Consider the following 23,302-nt stretch of genomic DNA (forward strand, 5'->3'; position numbering starts at 1 on the left):
TTATTTGTTGTATCACCAATTTTATTAATTATTCTTTTATTATTTTATTGAAGAAGATATCCCCTTCTTCGGTTAGCATTTTAATAATGTATATTCCGTTTTTTAATGTTGAAATATCAATTGTTTTTTTTCTTGTAATATCAATTTTCACCAATTTTCCTGTTACATCAAAAACTTGCGTCTTTACTGAATAACGATTAAATGAAATTTGATTTTTTGCTGGATTTGGAAATACACTAAAAGGCTCAATTTTATTCTGATGTATCTCAGAATTTGATAAACTATTATCTTTATATTCAATGGCTATAGTAACACCTTCTACAGACCATTTATTAGTAGCTTCTGAATTTCCAACGCCTATAGCAAACTCCTCTATAGAATCTGTATTTAAAATAGCTTCTAAAGCTATTTCTTGTGTTTGATTTTCTAATCTACCTACATCAATATTAGATTCATTAAATTTTAAGGTTACAAAATCGTTTGCAGATTGTGCATTTACAATGGTAACAGATTTAAAATTGGCTTTTATATTATCATAAGTTAACGAACCTCCATTGGCATTAAAATCAACAATTTGAATATTATTAATACTTTCTACCCATTCGTTATCACTACCTGTAAAAATAGCATCACTATTACTGTTTGTTCCATCTCCCAACCCCCAAGAATTTTCTGTTGCTGTACCTCCTGAAATACCAGAAATTACTGCTTTATCACTTGAAGGTGTAACATCTATTGAAATTCTATAGGTTGCTAATCCATCTGGCGCTGTTTGAACATCTGAGAACATAACAGCTTTGGTGTTTAAACCATAATTTGTACTTGTTGTTGCTTTTATTTGAACATCTATAAAATCAATCTCTGAAAAAACATTTAATGTTACTTTTCTATCAGTTCCTCCGGAAGCATCATTTACTTGTAAATTAAATTCATATTCGCTATCTGTTGTTTCTGTAGGAGTTCCACTTAAAGTCCATTCTCCAGATGCTGTTTCTGTAATAGTTAACCATGACGGAAAACTACCTGAAGCTATTAGTGATGTAATAACATCTCCTTCTGGATCCCAAAAGTCAATACCTTCTTTTAATGTGTGTGTGTATAAGGAACCTTTGTAAGCCGGTGGTAAAACAGTATGAGCTCTTGCCCAGTTTGGTGATCCTGGATTTTCGTATTCTGCAAGGTAATTATCCATACCCTCTAATAGCACATATACCCAATCGTAAATTGTTGTAACATCTCTATTATAAGATCCTCCCCATGTCACAGACCCTCCTGCATGCATTGCCTCTAAGTTCCATTGATTAAAATCATCTTGTTCCCATGCTTGTGTAGGCCCATATTTCCATGCTGATGTTGATAATTTTGAATGAAAATTTCCTACAATCTTATCATCCCAATCCCAACTTCCACCTGCATGTACAAACCCATTGGTTTCAGTCATACGGGTTATATATTGATAATTAAGATTAAATTGATTTCCATTTTCTTTTTCCGCATGATTGTTATTTCCTCCAAAAGCATGTCCGAATGTAAAATCTTCAAATCTAATAGCATGTGCAAAAGGATAAGAGTTGTAATTTACTGTGCTCCTACCGTTATTAAAAGCAATTGGAATATCAGGATTACCGGCATGCACCGCATTTGCAAAAGTTTGATATATTCTTTGTTCTTCTACAAGACCACTTGTAGCATTATCTCCATTCTGCTCCATAGTACCTCCGTCATCAAAAATCCATGAATCTAAGTATTTACCATAGCGAAGTGCATAGTCTTTCAGAAAATATTCTGCATAACAAAACATATACTTTCTCATAGGAAAAGTATCAGTGGCATCTTCATAGGTTTCAGTAGTTCTATTCCAAATACCTGTATGATAAGGTTTACTGTTAATAAAAGCCTGTACTTCTGGATCCGTATCACAATATGCTATCCAACTATCTACAAATGGCTGAAGATGGTCTGCATTTGAGCCAACAAAATTTTCAGAATTTGTGTAGGTTTTTACATAAAAACCAGCAGCTTTAATTTTTAAAATATCCGCTAGCATTTTATCATTATCTGGGGTATCTGAATTTAAATCTCCCCAAGCCGGGGCAGCTGCATCTCCACCAGGTAACATATCAAACAATTTATGAGGCACTTTGTGTTCTGCAGATAATACAGCGCCGTTTGTAAAACTTACACCTAAACGATCTAATGTTTTAAGATTCTTTATTCTGTCATCCAATAAATCTACATTTATTTCTGAATTCCAAGTTCCTCGTAATTTTACTGAGCGTTCTCCTGCAGCATATCTCTTTTCTAAAGTAATGGATTCAATCAATTTTCCATTGCCATTATCACTTTGCCCATACACAGCAACGTGATAATTTTTAGTTAAATCAAAACCTTCTAATACTACTCCAGATGCTTCATAAATATCATTAATACGATAAGACCAATACCCACCAATACCAATTTCTATAGTAACTTTTGTGGTTTCACCTGCAACAAATTGTATTCTGGTTCCAGATTCATCCAAAGTAACTCTTTCTGTAGTATTCGTAAAATTTAAACCTCTTGCTGTATCATCTTCAGTGGTTGTTAAATTGGTACCAATACTATAAACTGATGTCTCTGCTCTAAAAGGATTGAACCCCACATAAGTTGATAAATCAGTTTCATCACTTATTAAACCAAAAGAAAAATTATGCCCAGCAATATCTTCAATTGATCCTGTAGTATATTCAATTGTTAGCTTAAATCCATCTTCAGATTGGAAAGCTGATGTAGAATATAATAGTGCTCTATTTTGAACATTTATGCCATTATTATCATATTCAAAACCTTCATTTGATGAATTATTCCAAACAGCAGCTCCTTCTATAGACACTATTCCATTTGACGATGTTTCATCGTAAAACACTTGAGATTGTGTATTAAATACTCCAAATAACAAACAAAAAAGCATGAATAAGAAATTATTCTTATCCACATTTATCAATATTTTTTCTTTGCTATTCATTCTTTAATTAGATAAAATTGAATTATTTTGAAGTTTGTTTTATAAATTTTTTTATAATAGTTTTTCCCTCGGCATTAATTCCTTTTAGGATGTATATACCCGACATAAGATCTGAGATATCTATATTTTTTATTTCCTTTGAAAAAGTTTTCAATTCTTTTCCGTTTACATCTATAATTTTAACAGCATGCAATGGCATGTTAAATGAAATTCGATTATTTGCTGGACTTGGAAATAAAGCAAATGAGACTATTTCCTCTTGATTTATTTCAGCAGTAGATAAACTACTATCATTAATTTCAATTGCTATATGAATTCCTTCAACTGACCATTTATTAGTTGTTGATGTATTCCCTGTTCCAATAGCAAAATCAGTAATATTATTAGTTAAAGTTTCTAATTCTAAATCAAGGATTTCTGTTTTGTTTGCTAACCGTCCTGGGTTGTAAGTTGTAGTACCAACTTTTAAGGAAACAAAATCATTTACGGATTGTGCATTCACAATAGTAATAGATTTAAAAAAACCTGAAAAGTTGTCTACAGTAAGAGATCCTCCATTGGCATTAAAATCAACAATTTGAATATTCTTAATACTCTCTATCCATTCGTTATCACTACCTGTAAAAATATCATCGCTATTATTATTTGTTCCATCTCCCAATCCCCAAGAATTTTCTGTTGCGTCACCTCCTGAAACACCAGAAATTACAGCTTTATTACTTGTAGGTATAACATCTATTGAAATTCTATAGGTTGCCAATCCATCTGGTGCTGTTTGAACATCAGAATACATAACAGCCTTTGTATTTATTCCATAATTAGTACTTGCTGTTGCTTTTACTTGAACCTCTGTTGAAGCAAATTCTGATAAAACGTTTAATGTTACTTGTCTGTTAGTTCCGCCAGATACATCGTTTACTTGTAGATTAAAATTATAATCGGTCTCTACTGTTTCTGTAGGAGTTCCGCTTAATGTCCAAACTCCGGGCGCTGTTTCTTTAATAGTTAACCAAGAAGGAAAACTACCTAAAGCTATTAGTGATGTAATAACATCTCCTTCTGGATCCCAAAAATCAAACCCTTCTATTAATTTATGTGAGTATAAAGAACCTTTATAAGCAGGTGGTAAAATAGTATATTGTCTTGACCAATTTGGTGCTCCGGGAGACTGAAATTCTTTTAAATACGTATCTGTAAGCTCAAACTGAGTTACTGCATAATCTCTTAACACAAGTTCTGGAGAATTTTCTAAATTGGTTCTCACTAAAGGAGTTCCCCAAGTAATTGCTCCTCCACTTATAAGACCTTTGGTAGTCCATTCTACAAATTCTTCATCTGTTAAACAAGGAGTATTGCCTGCATTCCATGATGTAGTACTTTGTTTTGGAAAAAAATGAGAAACAACATTATCATTCCAATCTCTTGAATCATCTCTAAAAGCATAACCATTATAAGCTTCCATCCATTCAATAATACCAAAATTATAGTCATACAGTGGATCTCTTGGTTCAACCATATTACCTGCTCCTCCAAATGGATGTCCAAAAGTATAGTCATCAAATAAAGTTGCTGTAGAAAATGGGTTTCCTTCTCGATCTCCAACACTGTTGTTAAATGATAATGCAGCATTTGGGTTTCCTGTTCTACATGCTTCTGCAAAAGCTTGATAAATTCTTTGATCATTTACATCGTCAGAGGCAGGATCATCTCCACATTCATTTTCCATAATATTATCTGCAGAATCAAAACACCAAGCGTCTATCAAATCTCCATATCGTTTTGAATATTCCTTTAAAATAAATTCTGCATAACAAAACATATATTTACGTCTGCCATCTCCATTATGATAGTTTTGACTATTTATAAAAGCTTGCGCTTCGGCATTAGTATCACACCATTCCATCCATCGATTTGAAACATCTGGATATTCAGTTTGTGTATCATCTGGATTACGAGCTAATAAATTATATGAATTTACATATATTTCCGTTTTTAATCCTGCTGCTCTTAATGCTTTTAACCAGCTTAAAAGAGGATCATCTACTGCTTCTCTAGGAACTGCCAAATTAATTATATCACCATTTGTATCAGTATCTCCTTGCCATAAACTTTCTATTATAGGATGAGGACCAACATGTATTGGAGAAAAAATATTTGGACTCGTTAATGGAAGTTGTACATAATCAATGGTTCTAAGGTTTTTTATTTGAGCGATAAAATCATCAATTCTAATACCTTCAATATTACCATTGTAATTGCGCTCAGGCAACCATAACAATCCTAGAGCTCCTTTCATCCAATCTGCTCTCAGACCTAATTCTGGGTCTGAAACTTGTGCTTCAAAACTTATGTTAGTTGAAAACGAACATAAAAGAAACACCAATATATGAATTGAATTTTTTCTCATCTTTTGATAAAAAATTGCAGATTAAAAAGTTTCATAATTTAAGTAAACCCAAATTTTTTCCTTTTTACCTAAATTATGAAATGGTTTTTATGATTATTTAACGATTAATTTACCTGTAGAAATTGCACCAACTTCCGATTGAATTTTAACGATATAAAGTCCAGAACCAATTCCTGATACTTCTAAAGCATCAGAAGATTTAAATGTTTTAACAGCTTTACCAGTTAGGTCAAAAAGTTGTAAAGTTTCAAAGGCTTTGTTTACAGAAAAGGTTCCATCTGTTACTGTTGGAAAAATAGTTAAAGTATCTTTTTTTACATTATCATCTACAGAAGCAGTTGCATTTGTTGTAAATGTATACCCTACATTCAAACCTAATAATTGAAAATTACTCACTCCGTCTGTTACTCCATTAGTAGCAGTAACAGTAGTTATATCTCCCTCTTGTGATCCAATAGTAAAGGGAGTACTTGCTTGGTTAGTATATTCTACACCAAATTCTAAAACTTCATTAACAGTTGCTAATTGTCCTAACTCAAAGGTACCAGCATTGGTAGCTCCATCAACTGTAAGACTAGCATTATCAGCAGCTCCATGACCACCTCTAATTGTTATTGCTTTAAAATTTAATTTTGAAATGGCAGCTTCTGTATAACCCGTTCCATTATCATTAAAGTCAATAACTTCTAATGTATTAAAGTTTATCGTATCACCAAATTCTGAGTTAAGCAAATTGGCAGGATTAGTTTCATCCGTACTATCACCAACACCAAACCTTCTATTTGTTGCATTCCCAATAAATGCATTCTCATTTCCTGAGGGAGTTGCAGTAAGTTGAAGTTTAAAAGTTACTCCTTCTCTAGTTATCTCATCTGAAATAAAGTTAGCTGCACCATTAGGATAGGTTAAAATAGTAGCATCTGGTCTTATACTTGTATCATATTCAGTTTCTGTTTGCGCATTTACCTGTGTAAACCCTGCTAAAATAGCCATTAACACTATTCCTTTTTTAATCGTTTTAAATGTGTAATTTTTTTTCATAATTTATTTAATTTAATTGTTAATATTATTATTTATACTTTAAAAAGAAGTCCACAGTTTTTTGTGTAATTACTTCTAATGTTGGTTCAATATTGCCTCCTGCTTTTCGCCAGTTATGACCTGCATTTTTAACGATAAACATATCTACATTGGCATCAATTTGATCTGCTTTCTTTTTCATATGATATGCATGTCCTACAGGAATGGTTGTGTCATTATCAGCAGCCATCATAAATAATGGTGGACTATTTTTTGTTAAGTAGAAAATAGGGCTCATTTCTTTATACATCTGAGCTATCCTTTTAGGATTTGATTCTGTTTTTGTAATTCTAGAACTAAATCTATCTGGGTTTTTAGTTTTGTCTGTGGTTTCAAATAATTTTCTGATGGTAAAATCTGAAGGACCATACCAAGAAATACCAGCAATTACTTTATATGTGTTTCCAAAAAGTTTTTTATCTCCTTTAAAGTTATCTGGATTTGCTAAAGTTATCATTTGAGCTATATGACCACCTGCTGAATCTCCTATTGGATAAACTTTGTTTGTGTTTAATGCAAAAGCATCGCTATTTTTTGATAGAAAACGTAAAGCATCCATAGCATCTATAACACAATCTCGCATTAACACAGATTTTCTTCTTGTCAATCTATAGTTAACTGATACCACAGCAAAACCTTGCTCTAACAGTTTATAAAAAGGAGCTGAAACAGGTTTTCTAACAATGTTTTCTTTACTTCCATTAAACCAACCTCCGCCATGCGTATAAAATACTACAGGTAATTTTTTAGCACCTATATTTTGTGCCGGATAATAAATATCTAAATACAAATCTTCTGCCTCAGTGATTTTGTATCTTATATTTAAATTTTTCTTACCCTTGGTTTTTAGGTATGGAATTTCAAATTTTGAGAACTCTTCAAAATCTATCTTTTTATTTTCATCTGTATCATATTTTCTTAGCTGTTTCCAAATCTGGAATACTTCAGTTACGTCTAGTTCTCCATTAGAATTACCATCTAGTTTTTCGAATTCAATTTTTGAATCAACTTCTGTATAACCTACTATTTCTTGCGCAACAAAAGTTGGAAGAAATAGCAAGTTTAAAATAAGTACTAATAAAACTTTATAAAGTTTTGTATTAAAAAATATGATTTTCATTCTTTAAAATAATGTTTATTAATAATATATAAGAAATTATTTTTTACACTTACCTCCAACTTCTTTAACAAAAACCATAACCTCTTTTTTAGACTTCCCTGTTAATTTGCCTAAATCAGCAAAATATTTACGATTAATTGCTCTAGTTTTTCCTTTCACCTGATCTTTAGTAATTTCTCCAGCTCTAACGCTTTTTTTAATTGCAGCACGATCTTTTGAAGCCTTTACTAAAAGTTCATTTAAGTCATTTTTTTCATCATCAGATAAGTCAAATGTTTTGGTTGCTTCTGTTAAATAACAATCGTTATTTGCAGTTTTCTTTTTTTTCTTTTGTGCAGATAGCGATACCGTTATAAAAAGGATAAATACGATACTTAAGACTTTTTTCATTTTTTTAAAATTTAATTGGTTATTGTTTAATTTATTATTTGCTGCTATTTTCTACATTTACATAGAAGGCGTTGCTTACCGATCCATCTTCCATTTCAAACCAAGCTAACATTTCTGTTTTACCTTGTTCAACAGTTAACTGAAGATCTGCAGATTGGGCTGTATTATCTACATTAACTGAAACTTCTTTATCTCCTATTTTTAGAAAAGCTTTTTTAAATTTCATCGATTCTCCTTTAATTCGTGGATCCGTAGTTGCAGTTTCTGCTATTGCATCATTAATTTCAGCACCTAAAGCTTCACCACTTTCCATTGGCCAACGTGTTAATTTAAATGTGTAATTACCTGGTTGTACAAAATTTACAAAGAAAGGTGCAGGTTTCATTATTTGTCCTTCACGAATTTTTCTTTGATTCCATGGTGGAAAATAATCTATTGTTCTTGCATCATGACAAGTAATAACTTCCTTTTCAACCACCCCTAAATCTATAGTAGAATATTTTGTTTCTTTAATTACACTTTGCCACCAAGATTCGTAAAAAGCATTCATACTTGTTACTTTTTCTGGGTATTGAGCAGCTAAATTATTTGTTTGTCCTGGATCTTCTGCAGTGTTATATAACTCGTTACCATTTACCAATCTCCAACTTCCATCCATTACTGAACTTTGTTTTCCTTTTACAGGCCAAGAAATACGTTGTGTGTCTGTAACTAAATAGCGGTCTTTAATTTTAGATTCTCCTTTTATATACGATTCTATATTAGTACCATCCATTACTTTATCAGAAGTAAAATTAATATCAGCTAATGATGCTAATGTTGGTAAAATATCTACATGTGCTGTTAAATCTGAAAGCGATTTACCTGCCTCTAGTTTTCCATTTGGCCATCTAATCATAAAAGGCACTCTATGACCACCATCATATTCACTTGCTTTTGTACCACGCATTCCTGCATTATACCCATGAATTTCACCATCTTCACCTGCTTTATAACCATTTGAAGTTCCATTATCTGTAGTAAAAATAACGATGGTATTGTCTGCAATTTTTAATTCATCTAACTTTTTTAATAACGTAGAAAAATTATCATCGATATTGGTAATCATTCCATAAAAACGTTTTTGAGTTTCTAACAAACTATCTTCGTCTTTATACAAATCGTAATATTCTTGAGGAACATTAAAAGGAGAATGAGGTGCGTTTAAGCTTAAATAACATAAAAATTGATCGTCTTTTTTACTTTCAATAAATTTAATTGCTTCATTAAACCAAACATCTGTACAATATCCTTCTACTTTTTCTGGAACTCCATTTCTGTGATAAGTATCATCAAAATAGTCATTGTTCCAATAATCTGGAGTTTGACCAACACCACCACCACCATGGTAAAAAGTTTCTTCAAATCCGCGATCTTCTGGTAAAAATGGATGATTGTCTCCTAAATGCCATTTACCAAACATTGCTGTTTTGTAACCATTTTCTTTAAAAACATCTGCCATTGTTACTTCTTCTCTATTTAATAAAGAAGCTCCCATAATAGTATGCCAAACGCCATTTCTGTTACAATTTCTACCAGTAAGTAGTCCTGCACGAGTAGGTGCACAAGTAGTACCCACATGATAATTTGTTAAACTAACAGATTCTCCAGCAAATTTATCTATTGTAGGAGTTTTAATAATTTTATTTCCGTTATACGCTATGTCTCCATAACCTTGATCGTCTGTAATTACAATAATTACATTCGGTTTTTTCTTTATTTCTGCAGGTTTTTCTGTTTTACAAGAAATTAATAAAGTAAATATGGTTATTAATGCTATATATTTATTTAATCTTATCATTTGTTTTTTGTTATTACAAGATTATTTTTCTTTAGTTTTTCCAGTAGAGTATCATACTTAATAATCTATTATTTCTATTGGCTAAGCACTTTTTATTATTAAAAAAATTTATGTATTGGGCTTTTAAAGCCCAATACATAAAATAACTTATATCCAATCTTTTAATCTTCCCACAAAGGATTTTGAACCAATGCACCACCAGTTGCTTGACTTTGTAAAATATCATCCAATGGTACTGGATATTGTGTATACCTTCCTGCTGGAGCATTTGCAATAATATTTGCTTCATCTTGCGCACGTGAAATAGCTTCTGTTGTAGCTCCTGCAGCTGTTTCTGCAGCTGGTAAACCTATAATAGTAGCATCTAATATTCCCCAACGAATAAGATCTCTTTTTCTACCCCAATAACCTTCTCCTACTAGCTCCCAAGCTCGTTCATTACGAATGTCTTCTATAGTTATTGAGTTATAATTAGATAAACTAGTTCTAGGTCTTATTGCATTGATTGCATCAAGTGCTACTTGACTAGTCCCTCCATTTAACATAAAATCTGCTTCTGCAAGTAATAAATAAGCATCTGCTAATAAAAATATACGAGCAGGTTGACTTGAATTATTTCTAGCTTCTTCTTCCGCAAATAAAGGATCGCTAACAGGTACTGGTCCTGCCATTAATTTTGGTATATATGTCCATGCAAATTCAATAGGCTCTGTTGTTCCTTCTAATGTGTAACTATCCCATACGTTGTAAATTTTTCTTGCATCATTATCATCATAAGTATTAGCAAAACTCTTTCTTAATGTAAAAGGTGCAGATCCATTGGTAATACCTACTTCGGAAAAAGCAGGTCGTGAACCTGAATCTCCAGCAAGGTTAGGGCGTGCTACTGTATTAAGAGTACTTAGTATATCCTGTAAATATTGTTTTCCAAAAATAATCTCTGAATGAACTTCATTACCTTCTCTATACTTATCTGCATAATCATCATGTAATATATGAGGAGAATTAGTAGTTACTTCAATTAGTTCTGTACGAGCTTCCTCCCATTCTTCTAACCAAATATGAGCATGCGCTTTTAACATACGAGCAGCCCAAACTGTTGGTCTTCCATCATTATTACCCCATGTACTTGTAGATAAATATCCAGAAGTAATAGCAGCATCTAAATCATCAATCATATCTGATAAAATTAGAGTATCATCTGTTTGACCATATAAAGCAACCTCTTCTAAGTTAGTCAACTCATCTCTCCAATAAGGTACGTCACCATAAGTAGTAGCAAGGTTTATATATTGAAATGCTCTAAAGAAAAGTGATTGTGCAGTAACCATTCCTTTTACATCATCTGATAACGATGATTTCTCTATACTAGCCAAAGCTAAATTAGCATCTGCTATAATACCATATTGAGTTAACCATTTAAGTCGATTATCACTCACATCAAAATCATAAGCTCCAAATCGATGTGATGCCGCTAATGTTATTCTACCAGAAACACCTACATCGGTTCCTAAGAAGAATAGAAAACCTGCATTCGCTACCCCTTCATTCAATTTATTTAAAGCTAAAACTGCTTCTTCTTCATTTTGGAAGAATGTTGTAGGGGTTAATAAACCTCTCGCATCTTCATCTAAAAAATTATTACAACTGATGGTTATCCCCAAAAAGGCAATCATCAAAACTTTAATTATATATTTATTTTTCATTTTTAGTTTTTTAATGGTTAAAAATTTAAATTTAGAAACTAACATCAATTCCTAGAAGCAAATTTCTACTCTGTGGATATGCTATAGCATCAAAACCTCGCTGAAGGCCACTTCCTGTATTTACATCTGGATCAAAACCAACATAATCATTAGATTTAACTAAGAAAAGATTATTACCTGTAAAGTAGATTCTAAGCTTGCTTACCCCTTTTATCAAGTCCGATGGTAAATTATACCCCAATTGTAAAGTACTTAATCGTAAATAACTAGCATCTTGTAAATATAAACTGCTTGAAAGATCATAGTTAGCACTTCCCACCGCTGGGTATAGTGCATTTTCTGTATTATTTACAGACCACATATTATTACGTATTGAAGCAAAGCTATTAACTGTTAATTCATTTACTCTAAAAAACTCTTCACTATAAGTCTCATTACCAACACTAAAAGCAAAGAATGCTGACAAATCGAAATTTTTGTAAGTAAAATTGGTTTGAAGTCCTCCATAAAAATCAGGGTTTGCACTTCCAATTATTTGGTCATCATATTGTTCACTATAGATACCGTCTGGCACACCATCAGGTCCACTTATATCTTCAAAAATGGCATCACCTGTATCAGGATTAAAGCCTAAATACTTAGCCCCCCAAAATATCCCAAAAGGCTGACCAACCACTAACCTACTACTTTCATCTGTCGCTGGAGCTCCTAGATTTTTAGTTGAAAGAAAGGTACTCTGCCCTAAATCTAATACTTTGTTTTTAAACGTTGAAATATTTAAAGAAGCATCAAATTTAAAATCTTCTGTATCTACTATTTTTCCATTTAAAACGATATCTATTCCCTTGTTTTGAACTGCCCCAATATTCGTTAGTAATGTAGATTCACCAGTAAATTCAGCTACTTTTTCCGCTAACAATAAGTCTGTTGTTTTTTTATAATAGACGTCAACTTCAGCAGAAAGCCTTCTATTAAATAACGAAATTTCAATACCAGCATCAAATTGATCTGTAATCTCCCATCCAAGGTCTGGTTTTGCAATCTGCCCTTGTGTTACACCTGGTACTGACACTCCATTTACAAGAATTGTATTGTTATCAATACCGTAATTAGCAATTGTAGCAAATGAAGATACTCCTGAATTCCCTGTTCTACCATAATTTAACCTAAATTTAAGATCACTTATAGCTTCTACATTCTCCATAAAAGATTCTTCTTTTACTTTCCATGCAAATGATGCTGACGGAAAGTTAGCATACCTCTCATTTATTCCTAGACTTGACTTACCATCTCTTCTAATCGATGCATTAAAAACATATTTGTCTTTATAAATGTATCTAACTCTACCAAAAACACCAAGATTATGAACTTCACCATAACCAGAAGTTATTGCTACATTTTCTGATGGTGCTAACTGAATGGCATTTACCCCTACACCATCACTCGGTATTTCTGATGCAGATATTTGAATACTTTCGCCACTTTGTGTCTGAAATGAAGCACCTGCTAAAATATTTATAGAATGATCTCCAAATGTCTCTGTATAATTAAAAGTATTTTCGTTTAAAAATTCTTCATTATTAGATCTATTAATTATTGCTCGAGCTAATTGATTATCATTCATAATAAAACTCGGGTTCGTTGAAGGTGTAAAACGATGACGTTTATTATATATAAAGTCTCCACCAAAAGTAGATTTCCAAATTAACTTATTATCAAAGAAACCTCCCTGAATATAAGTATTGATAAAAATCTTGTCCAATGTTGTATTATCGTCGTTTAATAAAGCATCAGCTAATTTATGATTCGTAGAGTTTCCAAAAATAGGATTATCTCCAATCCAATAATTTCCTTCATCATCATAAACTGGTTTTGATGGATCTTCTCTTAATAACCCCGTAAAACCTACTGTATTATTTTCTTTATCTGTTCTTGAAAGAGATAAATTAATACCCGCTTTAAAAACCTTAGATAACTTAAAATCAATATTAGAACGTAAACTGTATCTTTCAAAACCAGATCCTTTTACAATACCTTCTTGGTTTAAATAGCCACCAGACACATAATATTTTACTGCTTCACTACCTCCACTAACTGACAACTGATAATCCGAAACAACAGATGACCTTATCAATTCATCTTGCCAATTTGTATTCGTATCTGGTAGATTATCTAAATCAAAAGGCAAATTAGTTTGATCTGGAGCAATATCATTAAACCATTTTGCTAACTCAGTAGTAGATTGTACATCAAGCTGATTTGGCAAAGTTTGAATACCAGAAGAAGCTCTAAAGTTTACAACAGGTTTACCTACCTTACCCTTTTTTGTAGTAATAATAATTACACCATTTGTACCTCTAGCACCATATATTGCAGTTGAAGATGCATCTTTTAATATTTGCATAGACTCAATATCATTAGGGTTTAACGAAGAAATATTATCTGCACCTACAAACCCATCTATAACATATAAAGGACTATTACCACCTGTTATTGAATTACCACCACGAATTATAATATCTGGAGCACTACCTGGCGCTCCACTTGAAGAAGTAACTTGAACACCTGCCGCTCTTCCTTGAAGTGCATTCTGTGGATTAGCAGATGGAGCTGCAAAAGTACTTTTAGTATCTACAGTAGCTACAGATCCGGTTAAATCTTTTTTCTTAACAGCCCCATAACCAATAATGACTATTTCATCTAAACTGTCAGCAGCAGTATCTAACACTATGTTTAGTTTAGTTTGATTACCAACACTAACTTCTTTTTTAGCAAACCCTAAATAAGAAATTTCTAATACTGATTTTTCACTAGTAACACTAATAGAAAAATTTCCATCAAAATCTGTTTGTGCACCATTAGAAGTACCTTTTTCGATTATGCTTGCACCTGGAAGCGGTTCTCCAATATTACTTTTTACACTACCAGTAACTGTTTTTTTCTGAGAAAAAACAGTTATAGTTAAAGTAAACATAAATACAAATATAATTTTCTTCATAATTTAATTTGGTTGATTTAGTTTAAATATTTATTCTTGTTTGTACTATTCTTGCTTGCATTATTCTTTATCCTTATTTAATGTATAGGTTTTATTATTATTGATTTTAAACTAGATGTTTCTGGATTACCTTCTACCAATGAAACTGATATCGTATGTTTCCCTGGCTTCTTAAATTCTAAAATCCCCATTGGATATGACTGATATTTTTCTGTTGCCGCTTGTTGATTTTGAACTACAATTCCTTCATCTGTACTTGTATTCCAAACCAATCTACCTTCACCTTTATAATTAAGGTCTAAATAATAATATCCTGGCTCTAATACATTTACAGTAAAAATAGCTTTACTATCTTTCTTCCAATCACTTACTTGATTTGTTTTCTTCCATTCTCCAAATTTCTCCATCCATCTAACATGTTTTTTAGTTGCATTTTTTACTTCTGCAAACTCTGTTAAATATTCTGTTTCAATATTTGGATATATTCCTAATGCGCTTTCAACTTTTACATCTTTTACATCATCTTTTAAAACAACTTCTATTACAGAAACTGGATTATCTGGTATCCTATAAGGAACATCAAATACAACCCAACCATTTTTTTTGGTGAATTTCAATTTTTCAGTTTTACCTGTACCTAAAATTTTTGCTGAAACAATTTCGTTTTCTAAACCTGGTAAGTATATTTTACCATCTTGTGGCCAATTAAATACTGACAAAAACAATGATTTTTCTTTCGTTGTAACATCTCCCCAAGGAAAAGCGTGACCCCATGGAGAACTACCAGCACCATAAACAACTTGCGGATATCTTTTTATCCATTTACCAGCTTCTTCTAAAAATTTTACACCAATTTTTGGCACTTCTCCATTACCATTTGGACCAACATTAAATAAATATGTTCCCCCACGACCAACTGTAGAAATTAATCTATGTAATATTTCTCTAGGACTTTTAAAATTATTATCATACCAAGCATAAGACCAAGAATCATTATTTGTATCGCAACTTTCCCACAAAACATCTAAATTTTTTGCAGGTACTTCCATATCTCCATGACTAACATAATCTCCCATTCCATAACCCACTCTACTAGACATTAAAGCATTTGGCTGCAATTCTCTTACCATATCTGCTAACTCCACTACATATTCTTTTTTCATCCCTCCAGGCGTATCAAACCAAACGAAATCGATTTCACCGTAGTTCGTGCAAATCTCTCTTACTTGAGGTTTGCATTTTTCATAAAAATAATTTTCAAAAGAAGCTTCTGAACCATCATCATTAGTTTTCGGGCCATTAGTTCCTCCTGGTGCTGTCCAATCTTGATTATGAGAATAATAAAAACCGAAACCAAGACCTAAATCATGACATGCTTTAGATAACTCTTTCATTGGATCTCTAGCAAATGGTGTCGCATCTACTATATTAAAGTCACTTACTTTAGAATCAAACATTGCAAAACCTTCATGATGTTTACTTGTAATTATGATGTATTTCATACCAGCATCTTTTGCTAATTTTGCAATGGCTTTAGCATCGAAATTAGCTGGATTGAAATCTTTTGCCACTTCCATATATTCTTTAGGAGGAATATCTGCAACTCTAGGATTCATTAACCACTCTCCAATACCGTAATACGTTTTATCTTTCCATTTTCCTCCTAAACTTGAAAATAACCCCCAGTGAATAAACATTCCAAAATTACTCTCATCAAAAAACTGACCTCTTCCTTCTCTTATATTACCATCAACAACAGATGCTTCTCCCCACATTTTGTCCATACTTTGTTGTTTCTCTTCTGTTTCTTGTAAGAAAGCAGTTTGTGTGAAAAACAAAAAAATTAACAGTGAAGCAATTTGATAACAATTTTTTAACATATTTTATAATTTTATTGAAACATAATTTTCACTAGTATTAGTGAGTTACATATTTGCCTTGATCAATTAAAAATCACTCTATTTTTGATGTTTTAATGGTGAATTTTTAAATACACACAAAGAATGATTTGTAAATTGATAATAAGTGCTCTATCTGATTAAAAAAGAAATATTATTGAATTTTCAAATTCACATCTACATATTTACAAATTCTCAACAGATACCTCAAAATTATAAACAAAATGGAATTTACTGTTGCTGAAAATAAGCATCTCTTTGCTGAAATCGGTTTATTAAGTATTATTACTAGCTCTTTTAAACCTTTTTTTCATTTTTAAGCAGCTAAAAATTTAGATTCTAGTTGAAGTGATTTTTAAGCAGCTAAAAATTGTATTTAGAACAATTTTTAGCTGAAATTCTTAGAATATTAAGGATAAATAGACCTTGCAGTATTAATTTAATGAAAATAAGGCTTTAATTATTTTGAATATCTTTTTAAATATTCTGATGGAGAGACACCGTGTAGTTTTTTAAATGATGACGAAAAGTAAGAGTTAGATTCTATGCCTATTTGATACATAACTTCCGCAACATTATAGCCTTGGTTACTTTTTAATAGTTTTGCAGCCAGCTGTAATCTAAAATTCCTAATATATACATTCGGTACTTGACCAGTAAGTTGTTTTAAACGTCGATAGAAATGTGATGCACTTAAACCAATTTCTTTTGACAACTCTTCTACGCCAAAACTAGAATTAGAAACATTCTTTTCAATCACCTGAATTATTTTTTCTAAAAATTCTTTATCTTTTTTAGATAATTCTATTGAACTATTTTTTTCTGGTAAGTTACTATTCTTAGCAAAATATTGTTTAAGTAGTTGACTATTCTTAATCAACTTGCTAACTCTTAACTCTAAGTGCTTAACCGAAAATGGTTTACTAAGGTATTCATCGGCACCAAATTGTAATCCTTTAACAATATCTTCATTATCTCCTAAGGCAGTTAAAAGCAATACAGGTATTTGACAGGTTTTGGAGTCTGATTTTATTTTATTACAAAGCTCATACCCATCCATTTCTGGCATCATTACGTCACTTATAACCAAATCTGGAATTTTAGAATTTAATTTTTCTAAACCTTCAATTCCGTTGTTAGCTATTCTAATATCATATTTATCAGACAATGTACTGAACAAAAAATGCTGGACATCTAACTCATTTTCTACAATAAGAATAGAATAATCTTTTTTCTTGCCAATAGAATTTGATAATTGTTCTTGCTCATTAATAATATCGTTTGTTAAAGGAACCCAGTTTTTAATAAATGACTTTTTAGATTCTTGATTTGTTTTAATATCGAAGTCTTTTAACTCTTTTGATGGAATTTTAACTGTAAATCGAGTTTCTACGCCAGGTTTACTTGTAGCTAAAATTTCTCCTTCTAAAATATTTACTAAAGATTTACAAAAGGCCAAACCAATACCACCACCACTTACTTCACTTTCTGAGTTTCCTAATTGATAAAAACGCTCAAAAATGTTCTGTAAATTTTCTGCGGGGATGCCTTTTCCAGAATCAACAACATCTATTTCTATTATTTTCTCATTCTTCTCAAAATGTATTCCAGCTTCTATACTTATCGTTCCTTGTGAAGGTGTATTTTTAAAAGCATTGGACAATAAGTTAAAAATGATACGTTCAACTTTTTCTACATCAATTATTATTTCTTCATTAGGCTGCGTTACTTTATAAAAAAAATTGATATTTTTCTCTAAAGCGTAATTTTCAAAAGCTTCTGTTGTTGGATATATAAAATCTCCTAAAGTATACTTTACAAGGTTTAAATCTATAAAACCTTGTTCTGCTTGACGAAAAGTAATTAGTTGGTCTACTAAACTCAAAAGTCTTTTGGTGTTTTTTTGAATAATAGCCAAATACCTGTTATTTGAGTTGTCTGAATTTTGTTCTATAACTCGCTCTAAAGGACCTGCTATTAATGTTAAAGGAGTTCTAAATTCATGAGATAAATTTGTAAAATATCTAAATTTCCCTTGGTTTACAATTTCAATCCTTTGCTTATCTAACTCTTCATACTTTAATTTTTCTTTTAATTTTTGATGCTTTAAGAAATAAAACATCACGTAGATAGTGGTTGAAATAACAATAATAAAAAATAGTAAATAGCTCCATATAGTTTTATACCAAGGAGGCAGTACTCTTAAACGTAATGTTTTACTTTGCCCCCAAACGCCATCTCCATTACTTGCTTTTATTTCAAACTTGTAAGTTCCGGCAGAAAGGTTTGTATATGTTATTGATTCTTTACCATCCTCTGTTTCAATCCATAAATCATTAAAGCCTTCTAATCTATAAGCTAATTTATTTTTTGATGGTGTAGAGGTATTTTTTACAACCGTATTAAAAGATATTATTTGTGCTTTTTGACTTATAGAAAATTCATTAATTTCTGAAATAGATTTTTCAAGGACTACTTTATTATTAAACTTTTCACCTATTTTAATATCTTTATTATTTATAGATAATCCAGAAATTAAAACCTTAGGAGCTTGCTTATTTACTACTATTTCTTCTGGATTAAAAATGGTTAACCCGTTTAATCCTCCAAAATAAAAATAGCCAGATTTCCCTTTAAAATATGCACCTTGTCTAAAATTATTCTGCGATAAACCATCTCTAACATCATATACATATACCTCTTCATTAAACGTGTTAAACTTCACCAATCCCATATCTGTACTTAACCAAAGAATAGAATCTTTAGATTTAAGAATGCCGTATATAGCATCATCAGGCAACACATCATTTTTTCTGAAATATTTTACGCTAGTTGGTGTTTTATTTTTATTTAAAGAAACTTTATTTAGACCTCCTCCAAATGTACCAACCCAAAGTGTAGTATCATTTTTATATAAAGAAAATATATTATTATAGCTTAATTTATTTTCTTTTTTATTACTTGATAACTGATCTTCTACAATGAATTTTTTATCAATATATTTAGTTTTTAACACCCCATTGTTTGTACCAAACCAAAAAACATTATCAGAATCTTTTAAAATTGTTTTAGCACGATTTAAGCCTAAATCAAAAATTGTTTTTACTGTTAAGGTAGTGGATGATTTATTAAATTCTTTCCACGGATTTTCTACTGCTAAAATTTTATTTCCAGAAATAATAATTTCATTTGTATCAGTTTCTGAAATTGCTCTAATTGAAATTTCTGAATAAGGAATTTTATTGTGAATAAAATTAACTTTTTTAATCTTATCTGTATTAGGATTGTAAACCAATAAAGAAAAATCTGAACCTACCCATATAAATCCTCTTTTATCTTCATAAATACATCTTACAAAATCGTTTTCTATTAAGAATTTCTCAACACCTAAGTTCTCAAATTTTAGATTACCAACGGTCTTTTCTGTTACAGAGGTTGTACTTCTGAATAAAGGAGCATTATAAGCAGACAACCATAATCTTCCTCTATTATCTTCTAAAATTGAAGTAACAAGATTGTCTGACAAAGATTTATTATCATAAGGATTATGAGTATAATTAATAAATTTCTTTTGATGTATGTCTAATTTATTTATACCTCCTTGTGCTGTACCGATCCACAGCACATCATATTCATCCTTAAACAAGGTATTTATTTGGTTACTACTTATACCAAGTTCATTTTTGGGATTATATTCAAAATGTTGTAAAATGTCTTTATTTTCATAATACCTAAATAATCCATTATTTTTTGTAGCAATCCAAATTACACCTAAATTATCGCTTAAAATATCGTTTACATTTAATTCAGATTTTAAAGAAATTGTTTTGTTTAATTGATTGAAATCTTTTATTAAATGAACATCTTTATCATCAATAGCAATTTTAAAAAAACCATTTTCTGTTCCAATCAAGAAAAAATTTTGAACATTTATAATGTTTTTTATAGGATTATTTTGAAATTTTTTAAAATCTACAATTGATTTTATGTTTGATTTTTTGTCATCCAATACAAGCTTTTTTAAACCACTTTCTGTTGCAAGAATTATAGTTTTTGGGTTTTTAAAAGTAAAATCGAAAATTTTGCTCTTGAAATCTGACGGCAAAAGATTTTTAGATATATCTAACAAACCTTTTTTTCTGTCTATAACTTTGCATACATACAATTTATTTTTTCCAGAAAACCAAATATTACCAATAGAATCTTGCGCAATTTTAGTAACCAGTAAATCATCTCTTAACGGTACACTAATAAATTTTTCTAAAGAATGAATATAAAAATTAACTCCTTGATTTGTACCAATCCATAAAATTCCATTTTTATCGTTGTAAAGAGTAGATATAAAATTGCTATTTAACGCTTGGTTTGATTTGGATTGAGTAGTGTAGGTTTCAAATTCATAACCATCGTATTTTATTAATCCATTAGGGGTACCATACCATAAAAAACCATATTCATCTTGTTCAATATCGTTAATGGTATTTTGATTAAACCCTTCTTTATTAGAAATTTTTTCAAAATTTTGTCCAAAACTTATAAAAAAACTTAAATAAATAATCAGAAAAACGCATTTAAACCTAATATATTTTACCATATCTCCAAATTTAATTTATTTTTATTGATATAAAATAAAATTATTAAAAAAATTAACATATCATAAACTTTACAAAAAAGGTTTCTTACGTAAAGTTATATTAATTTTAACTCTAAAATTTTCTTACTTTTTTATTGAAAGACTATGATCTATAAACCATTTATTATCATTTTTCTAGAAAAATAAGATTTGTTATCTTCCATTCTTTGACAAGGTTTAATATAATCATTTATTATTGTAAAAAATTATCGTGATTTCTTTGTTAACAGAATAAATACCAGACACATTTACATAAACCTATCTAAAATAAAACTTCAACCCAAACGGATACTATAAACTGATTTACATCAAAAAAAACTCATCAAAACTCTTCTAACATATAATTTTTACATATTATAAATAACCTTTTTATTAAGTTTAAAATCTTAACAAAAAGGTTATTTATTTTTAATAGTATTTATTGCTTATTGTGTATTACATAGCAGCTTTATAAATAGCAATGGTATCTTCTAATGTTACTTCTCTTGGGTTACCTCCAGTACAAACATCAAGCAATGCATTTTTTGCCATTTCTTCAAAATCTTCTTCTTTAACACCTAACTCTCCTAAACCTGAAGGAATTCCAACAGCTTTTGATAGTTTTTCAATTGCTTCTATAGCTGCATTAGCACCTTCTAAATCACTCATATCCAATACAGAAATCCCCATTGCTCTAGCTACCTTTTTTAGTTTATGTGCACATGATGGAATGTTAAATCTTTCTACATGAGGTAGTAGAATTGCGTTTGCAACACCATGAGGTAAATCATACATTCCTCCTAATTGATGTGCCATTGAATGAACATAACCTAAACCTGCATTAGAAAAAGCTTGTCCTGCAATAAACTGTCCCCATGCCATATGACTTCTAGCCTCAAGATCAGATCCATTTTTTACGGCTTTCTCTAAGCTTTTGTAAATAAGTTTTATAGCTGATAATGCCAAAGTATCTGACCAAGCAAATGCTCCTTTTGTAATATATGTTTCAATTGCATGAGTCAAAGCATCCATACCTGTTGCAGCTGTTAAAGCTGCCGGTTTACCTAACATTAAAACAGGGTCGTTTACCGCAATCGATACTAAACAATTCTTATCTACCATTACCATTTTAATATGACGAACTTCATCGGTAATTACATAATTTATAGTAACCTCACTAGCAGTACCAGCAGTTGTATTTATGGCTATTAGAGGTAATGATTTTTTTAGTGATTTGTGAATCCCTTCGTACTCATTAATTTCCCCTCCATTAGTTGCTAAAATTCCTATTGCTTTTCCACAGTCTTGCGGAGATCCTCCTCCAAGAGTTAAAATAAAATCACAATTATGTTCATGTAACATCTCTAACCCTTCATTTACATTTTTTACAGTTGGATTAGGTTGTACATGATCATACATTACAACTTCTACTCCTGAAGCTTTAATTACATCTATAACCTTCTGGGCAACGCCAATCTTAACCAAAACATTGTCCGTTACAAATAATGCTTTTTTATAAGGTAAACTCTTTAACTCTTCTCCAAGATCATTTATTGCTCCTGGTCCTATTAAACTTAATGGTGGTAAATAAATTCTTCTACTTTCTAACATAATTTTGGGTTTAAATTAATACTCTGTGTACTCCTTAAGATATATATCTATAAATAGTCTTTCATTAATAAAGCTGCCCCCAGCGCACTTTCATTTTTACAATTTGGTATTTTAACTTCTACACCTTGTTTCATTTGAGCTATAAATTCAATAAACATTTCGTTTTTATTAAATCCTCCCGAAACATATATTTCTTTTAATTCATTTTTTTGATCTAAAATTAAATCAATTCCGGCAACAACTTTTTTACTTATTTCGTAAATTAATTGGTAATAAGCTTGTCTGTAAGAAGAAAACTGTACCAAAAAGTTTGAGTTTGCTTCAAAATCTGTATCAATTCCTTCTGATAAAAATACTTCCGCATTTTTATTGATTAAATCTGTACATAACTCTTCATCCAGTTCGAGTTCTAGATGTTTATCAATATCAACATTAAAATGTTTACTTAAAGGCTCTAAATACACTTCATGGATTCGTCCTAAAAATTGCATGGAAGATTTTACTTGTTGCTTTTTAGGCGTCATAAAACACAAACAATTATTAGTTAATTGATGTTGTGTTAAAGTTTCTGTACTAAAAGGATTCATGGTAATAATCCAAGTGCCTGTAGATAATAAAATAAACTTATTGTCTTTT

11 protein-coding genes and 1 pseudogene are annotated in these 23,302 nt (G+C 30.7%); all 12 read right to left on the bottom strand.

Annotated features, from left to right (window positions below; genetic code table 11):
- Positions 1 to 28: 28 nt before the first annotated feature.
- Entirely contained in the window at positions 29 to 3,004 is a 2,976-nt protein-coding gene (locus tag ACJJVY_RS00335) for a T9SS type A sorting domain-containing protein (RefSeq protein ID WP_405603984.1), read from the bottom strand.
- A 22-nt stretch (positions 3,005 to 3,026) separates the two neighbouring features.
- Positions 3,027 to 5,411 (bottom strand): T9SS type A sorting domain-containing protein, encoded by a 2,385-nt coding sequence (locus tag ACJJVY_RS00340; protein ID WP_405603986.1) that lies wholly within the window; start codon positions 5,409 to 5,411, stop codon positions 3,027 to 3,029.
- Positions 5,412 to 5,504: 93 nt separating this feature from the next.
- Complete coding sequence (locus ACJJVY_RS00345; RefSeq protein ID WP_405603988.1) at positions 5,505 to 6,452, bottom strand: T9SS type A sorting domain-containing protein; 948 nt, start codon at positions 6,450 to 6,452, stop codon at positions 5,505 to 5,507.
- Between the two features lie 28 nt (positions 6,453 to 6,480).
- Positions 6,481 to 7,611, bottom strand: a complete 1,131-nt coding sequence (locus ACJJVY_RS00350) for an alpha/beta hydrolase fold domain-containing protein (protein WP_405603990.1) — start codon at positions 7,609 to 7,611, stop codon at positions 6,481 to 6,483.
- Between the two features lie 36 nt (positions 7,612 to 7,647).
- Complete coding sequence (locus tag ACJJVY_RS00355; protein ID WP_405603992.1) at positions 7,648 to 8,001, bottom strand: hypothetical protein; 354 nt, start codon at positions 7,999 to 8,001, stop codon at positions 7,648 to 7,650.
- 34 nt (positions 8,002 to 8,035) lie between these two features.
- Positions 8,036 to 9,841, bottom strand: coding sequence for an arylsulfatase (locus ACJJVY_RS00360; protein WP_405603994.1), 1,806 nt, complete (start codon positions 9,839 to 9,841; stop codon positions 8,036 to 8,038).
- Positions 9,842 to 10,002: 161 nt separating this feature from the next.
- Positions 10,003 to 11,547, bottom strand: a complete 1,545-nt coding sequence (locus tag ACJJVY_RS00365; protein ID WP_405603996.1) for a RagB/SusD family nutrient uptake outer membrane protein — start codon at positions 11,545 to 11,547, stop codon at positions 10,003 to 10,005.
- Between the two features lie 31 nt (positions 11,548 to 11,578).
- Positions 11,579 to 14,545, bottom strand: coding sequence for a SusC/RagA family TonB-linked outer membrane protein (locus ACJJVY_RS00370; RefSeq protein ID WP_405603998.1), 2,967 nt, complete (start codon positions 14,543 to 14,545; stop codon positions 11,579 to 11,581).
- Between the two features lie 77 nt (positions 14,546 to 14,622).
- Positions 14,623 to 16,425, bottom strand: coding sequence for an alpha-L-fucosidase (locus tag ACJJVY_RS00375; RefSeq protein WP_405604000.1), 1,803 nt, complete (start codon positions 16,423 to 16,425; stop codon positions 14,623 to 14,625).
- A 478-nt stretch (positions 16,426 to 16,903) separates the two neighbouring features.
- Entirely contained in the window at positions 16,904 to 21,037 is a 4,134-nt protein-coding gene (locus ACJJVY_RS00380; RefSeq protein WP_405604002.1) for a two-component regulator propeller domain-containing protein, read from the bottom strand.
- A 474-nt stretch (positions 21,038 to 21,511) separates the two neighbouring features.
- Entirely contained in the window at positions 21,512 to 22,666 is a 1,155-nt protein-coding gene (locus ACJJVY_RS00385) for an iron-containing alcohol dehydrogenase (protein WP_405604004.1), read from the bottom strand.
- Between the two features lie 47 nt (positions 22,667 to 22,713).
- Positions 22,714 to 23,302 (bottom strand): annotated as a pseudogene (locus ACJJVY_RS00390) (hypothetical protein); the annotation flags it as partial.

Origin of the sequence: Polaribacter sp. Asnod1-A03 (assembly GCF_045063585.1) — a bacterium.
GTDB lineage: Bacteria > Bacteroidota > Bacteroidia > Flavobacteriales > Flavobacteriaceae > Polaribacter.

What these genes read in the sequence shown, in the direction of transcription:
- ACJJVY_RS00335 (WP_405603984.1), bottom strand. Translation starts at nt 3,004, where the DNA reads ATGAATAGCAAAGAAAAAATATTGATAAATGTGGATAAGAATAATTTC.
- ACJJVY_RS00340 (WP_405603986.1), bottom strand. Translation starts at nt 5,411, where the DNA reads ATGAGAAAAAATTCAATTCATATATTGGTGTTTCTTTTATGTTCGTTT.
- ACJJVY_RS00345 (WP_405603988.1), bottom strand. Translation starts at nt 6,452, where the DNA reads ATGAAAAAAAATTACACATTTAAAACGATTAAAAAAGGAATAGTGTTA.
- ACJJVY_RS00350 (WP_405603990.1), bottom strand. Translation starts at nt 7,611, where the DNA reads ATGAAAATCATATTTTTTAATACAAAACTTTATAAAGTTTTATTAGTA.
- ACJJVY_RS00355 (WP_405603992.1), bottom strand. Translation starts at nt 8,001, where the DNA reads ATGAAAAAAGTCTTAAGTATCGTATTTATCCTTTTTATAACGGTATCG.
- ACJJVY_RS00360 (WP_405603994.1), bottom strand. Translation starts at nt 9,841, where the DNA reads ATGATAAGATTAAATAAATATATAGCATTAATAACCATATTTACTTTA.
- ACJJVY_RS00365 (WP_405603996.1), bottom strand. Translation starts at nt 11,547, where the DNA reads ATGAAAAATAAATATATAATTAAAGTTTTGATGATTGCCTTTTTGGGG.
- ACJJVY_RS00370 (WP_405603998.1), bottom strand. Translation starts at nt 14,545, where the DNA reads ATGAAGAAAATTATATTTGTATTTATGTTTACTTTAACTATAACTGTT.
- ACJJVY_RS00375 (WP_405604000.1), bottom strand. Translation starts at nt 16,425, where the DNA reads ATGTTAAAAAATTGTTATCAAATTGCTTCACTGTTAATTTTTTTGTTT.
- ACJJVY_RS00380 (WP_405604002.1), bottom strand. Translation starts at nt 21,037, where the DNA reads ATGGTAAAATATATTAGGTTTAAATGCGTTTTTCTGATTATTTATTTA.
- ACJJVY_RS00385 (WP_405604004.1), bottom strand. Translation starts at nt 22,666, where the DNA reads ATGTTAGAAAGTAGAAGAATTTATTTACCACCATTAAGTTTAATAGGA.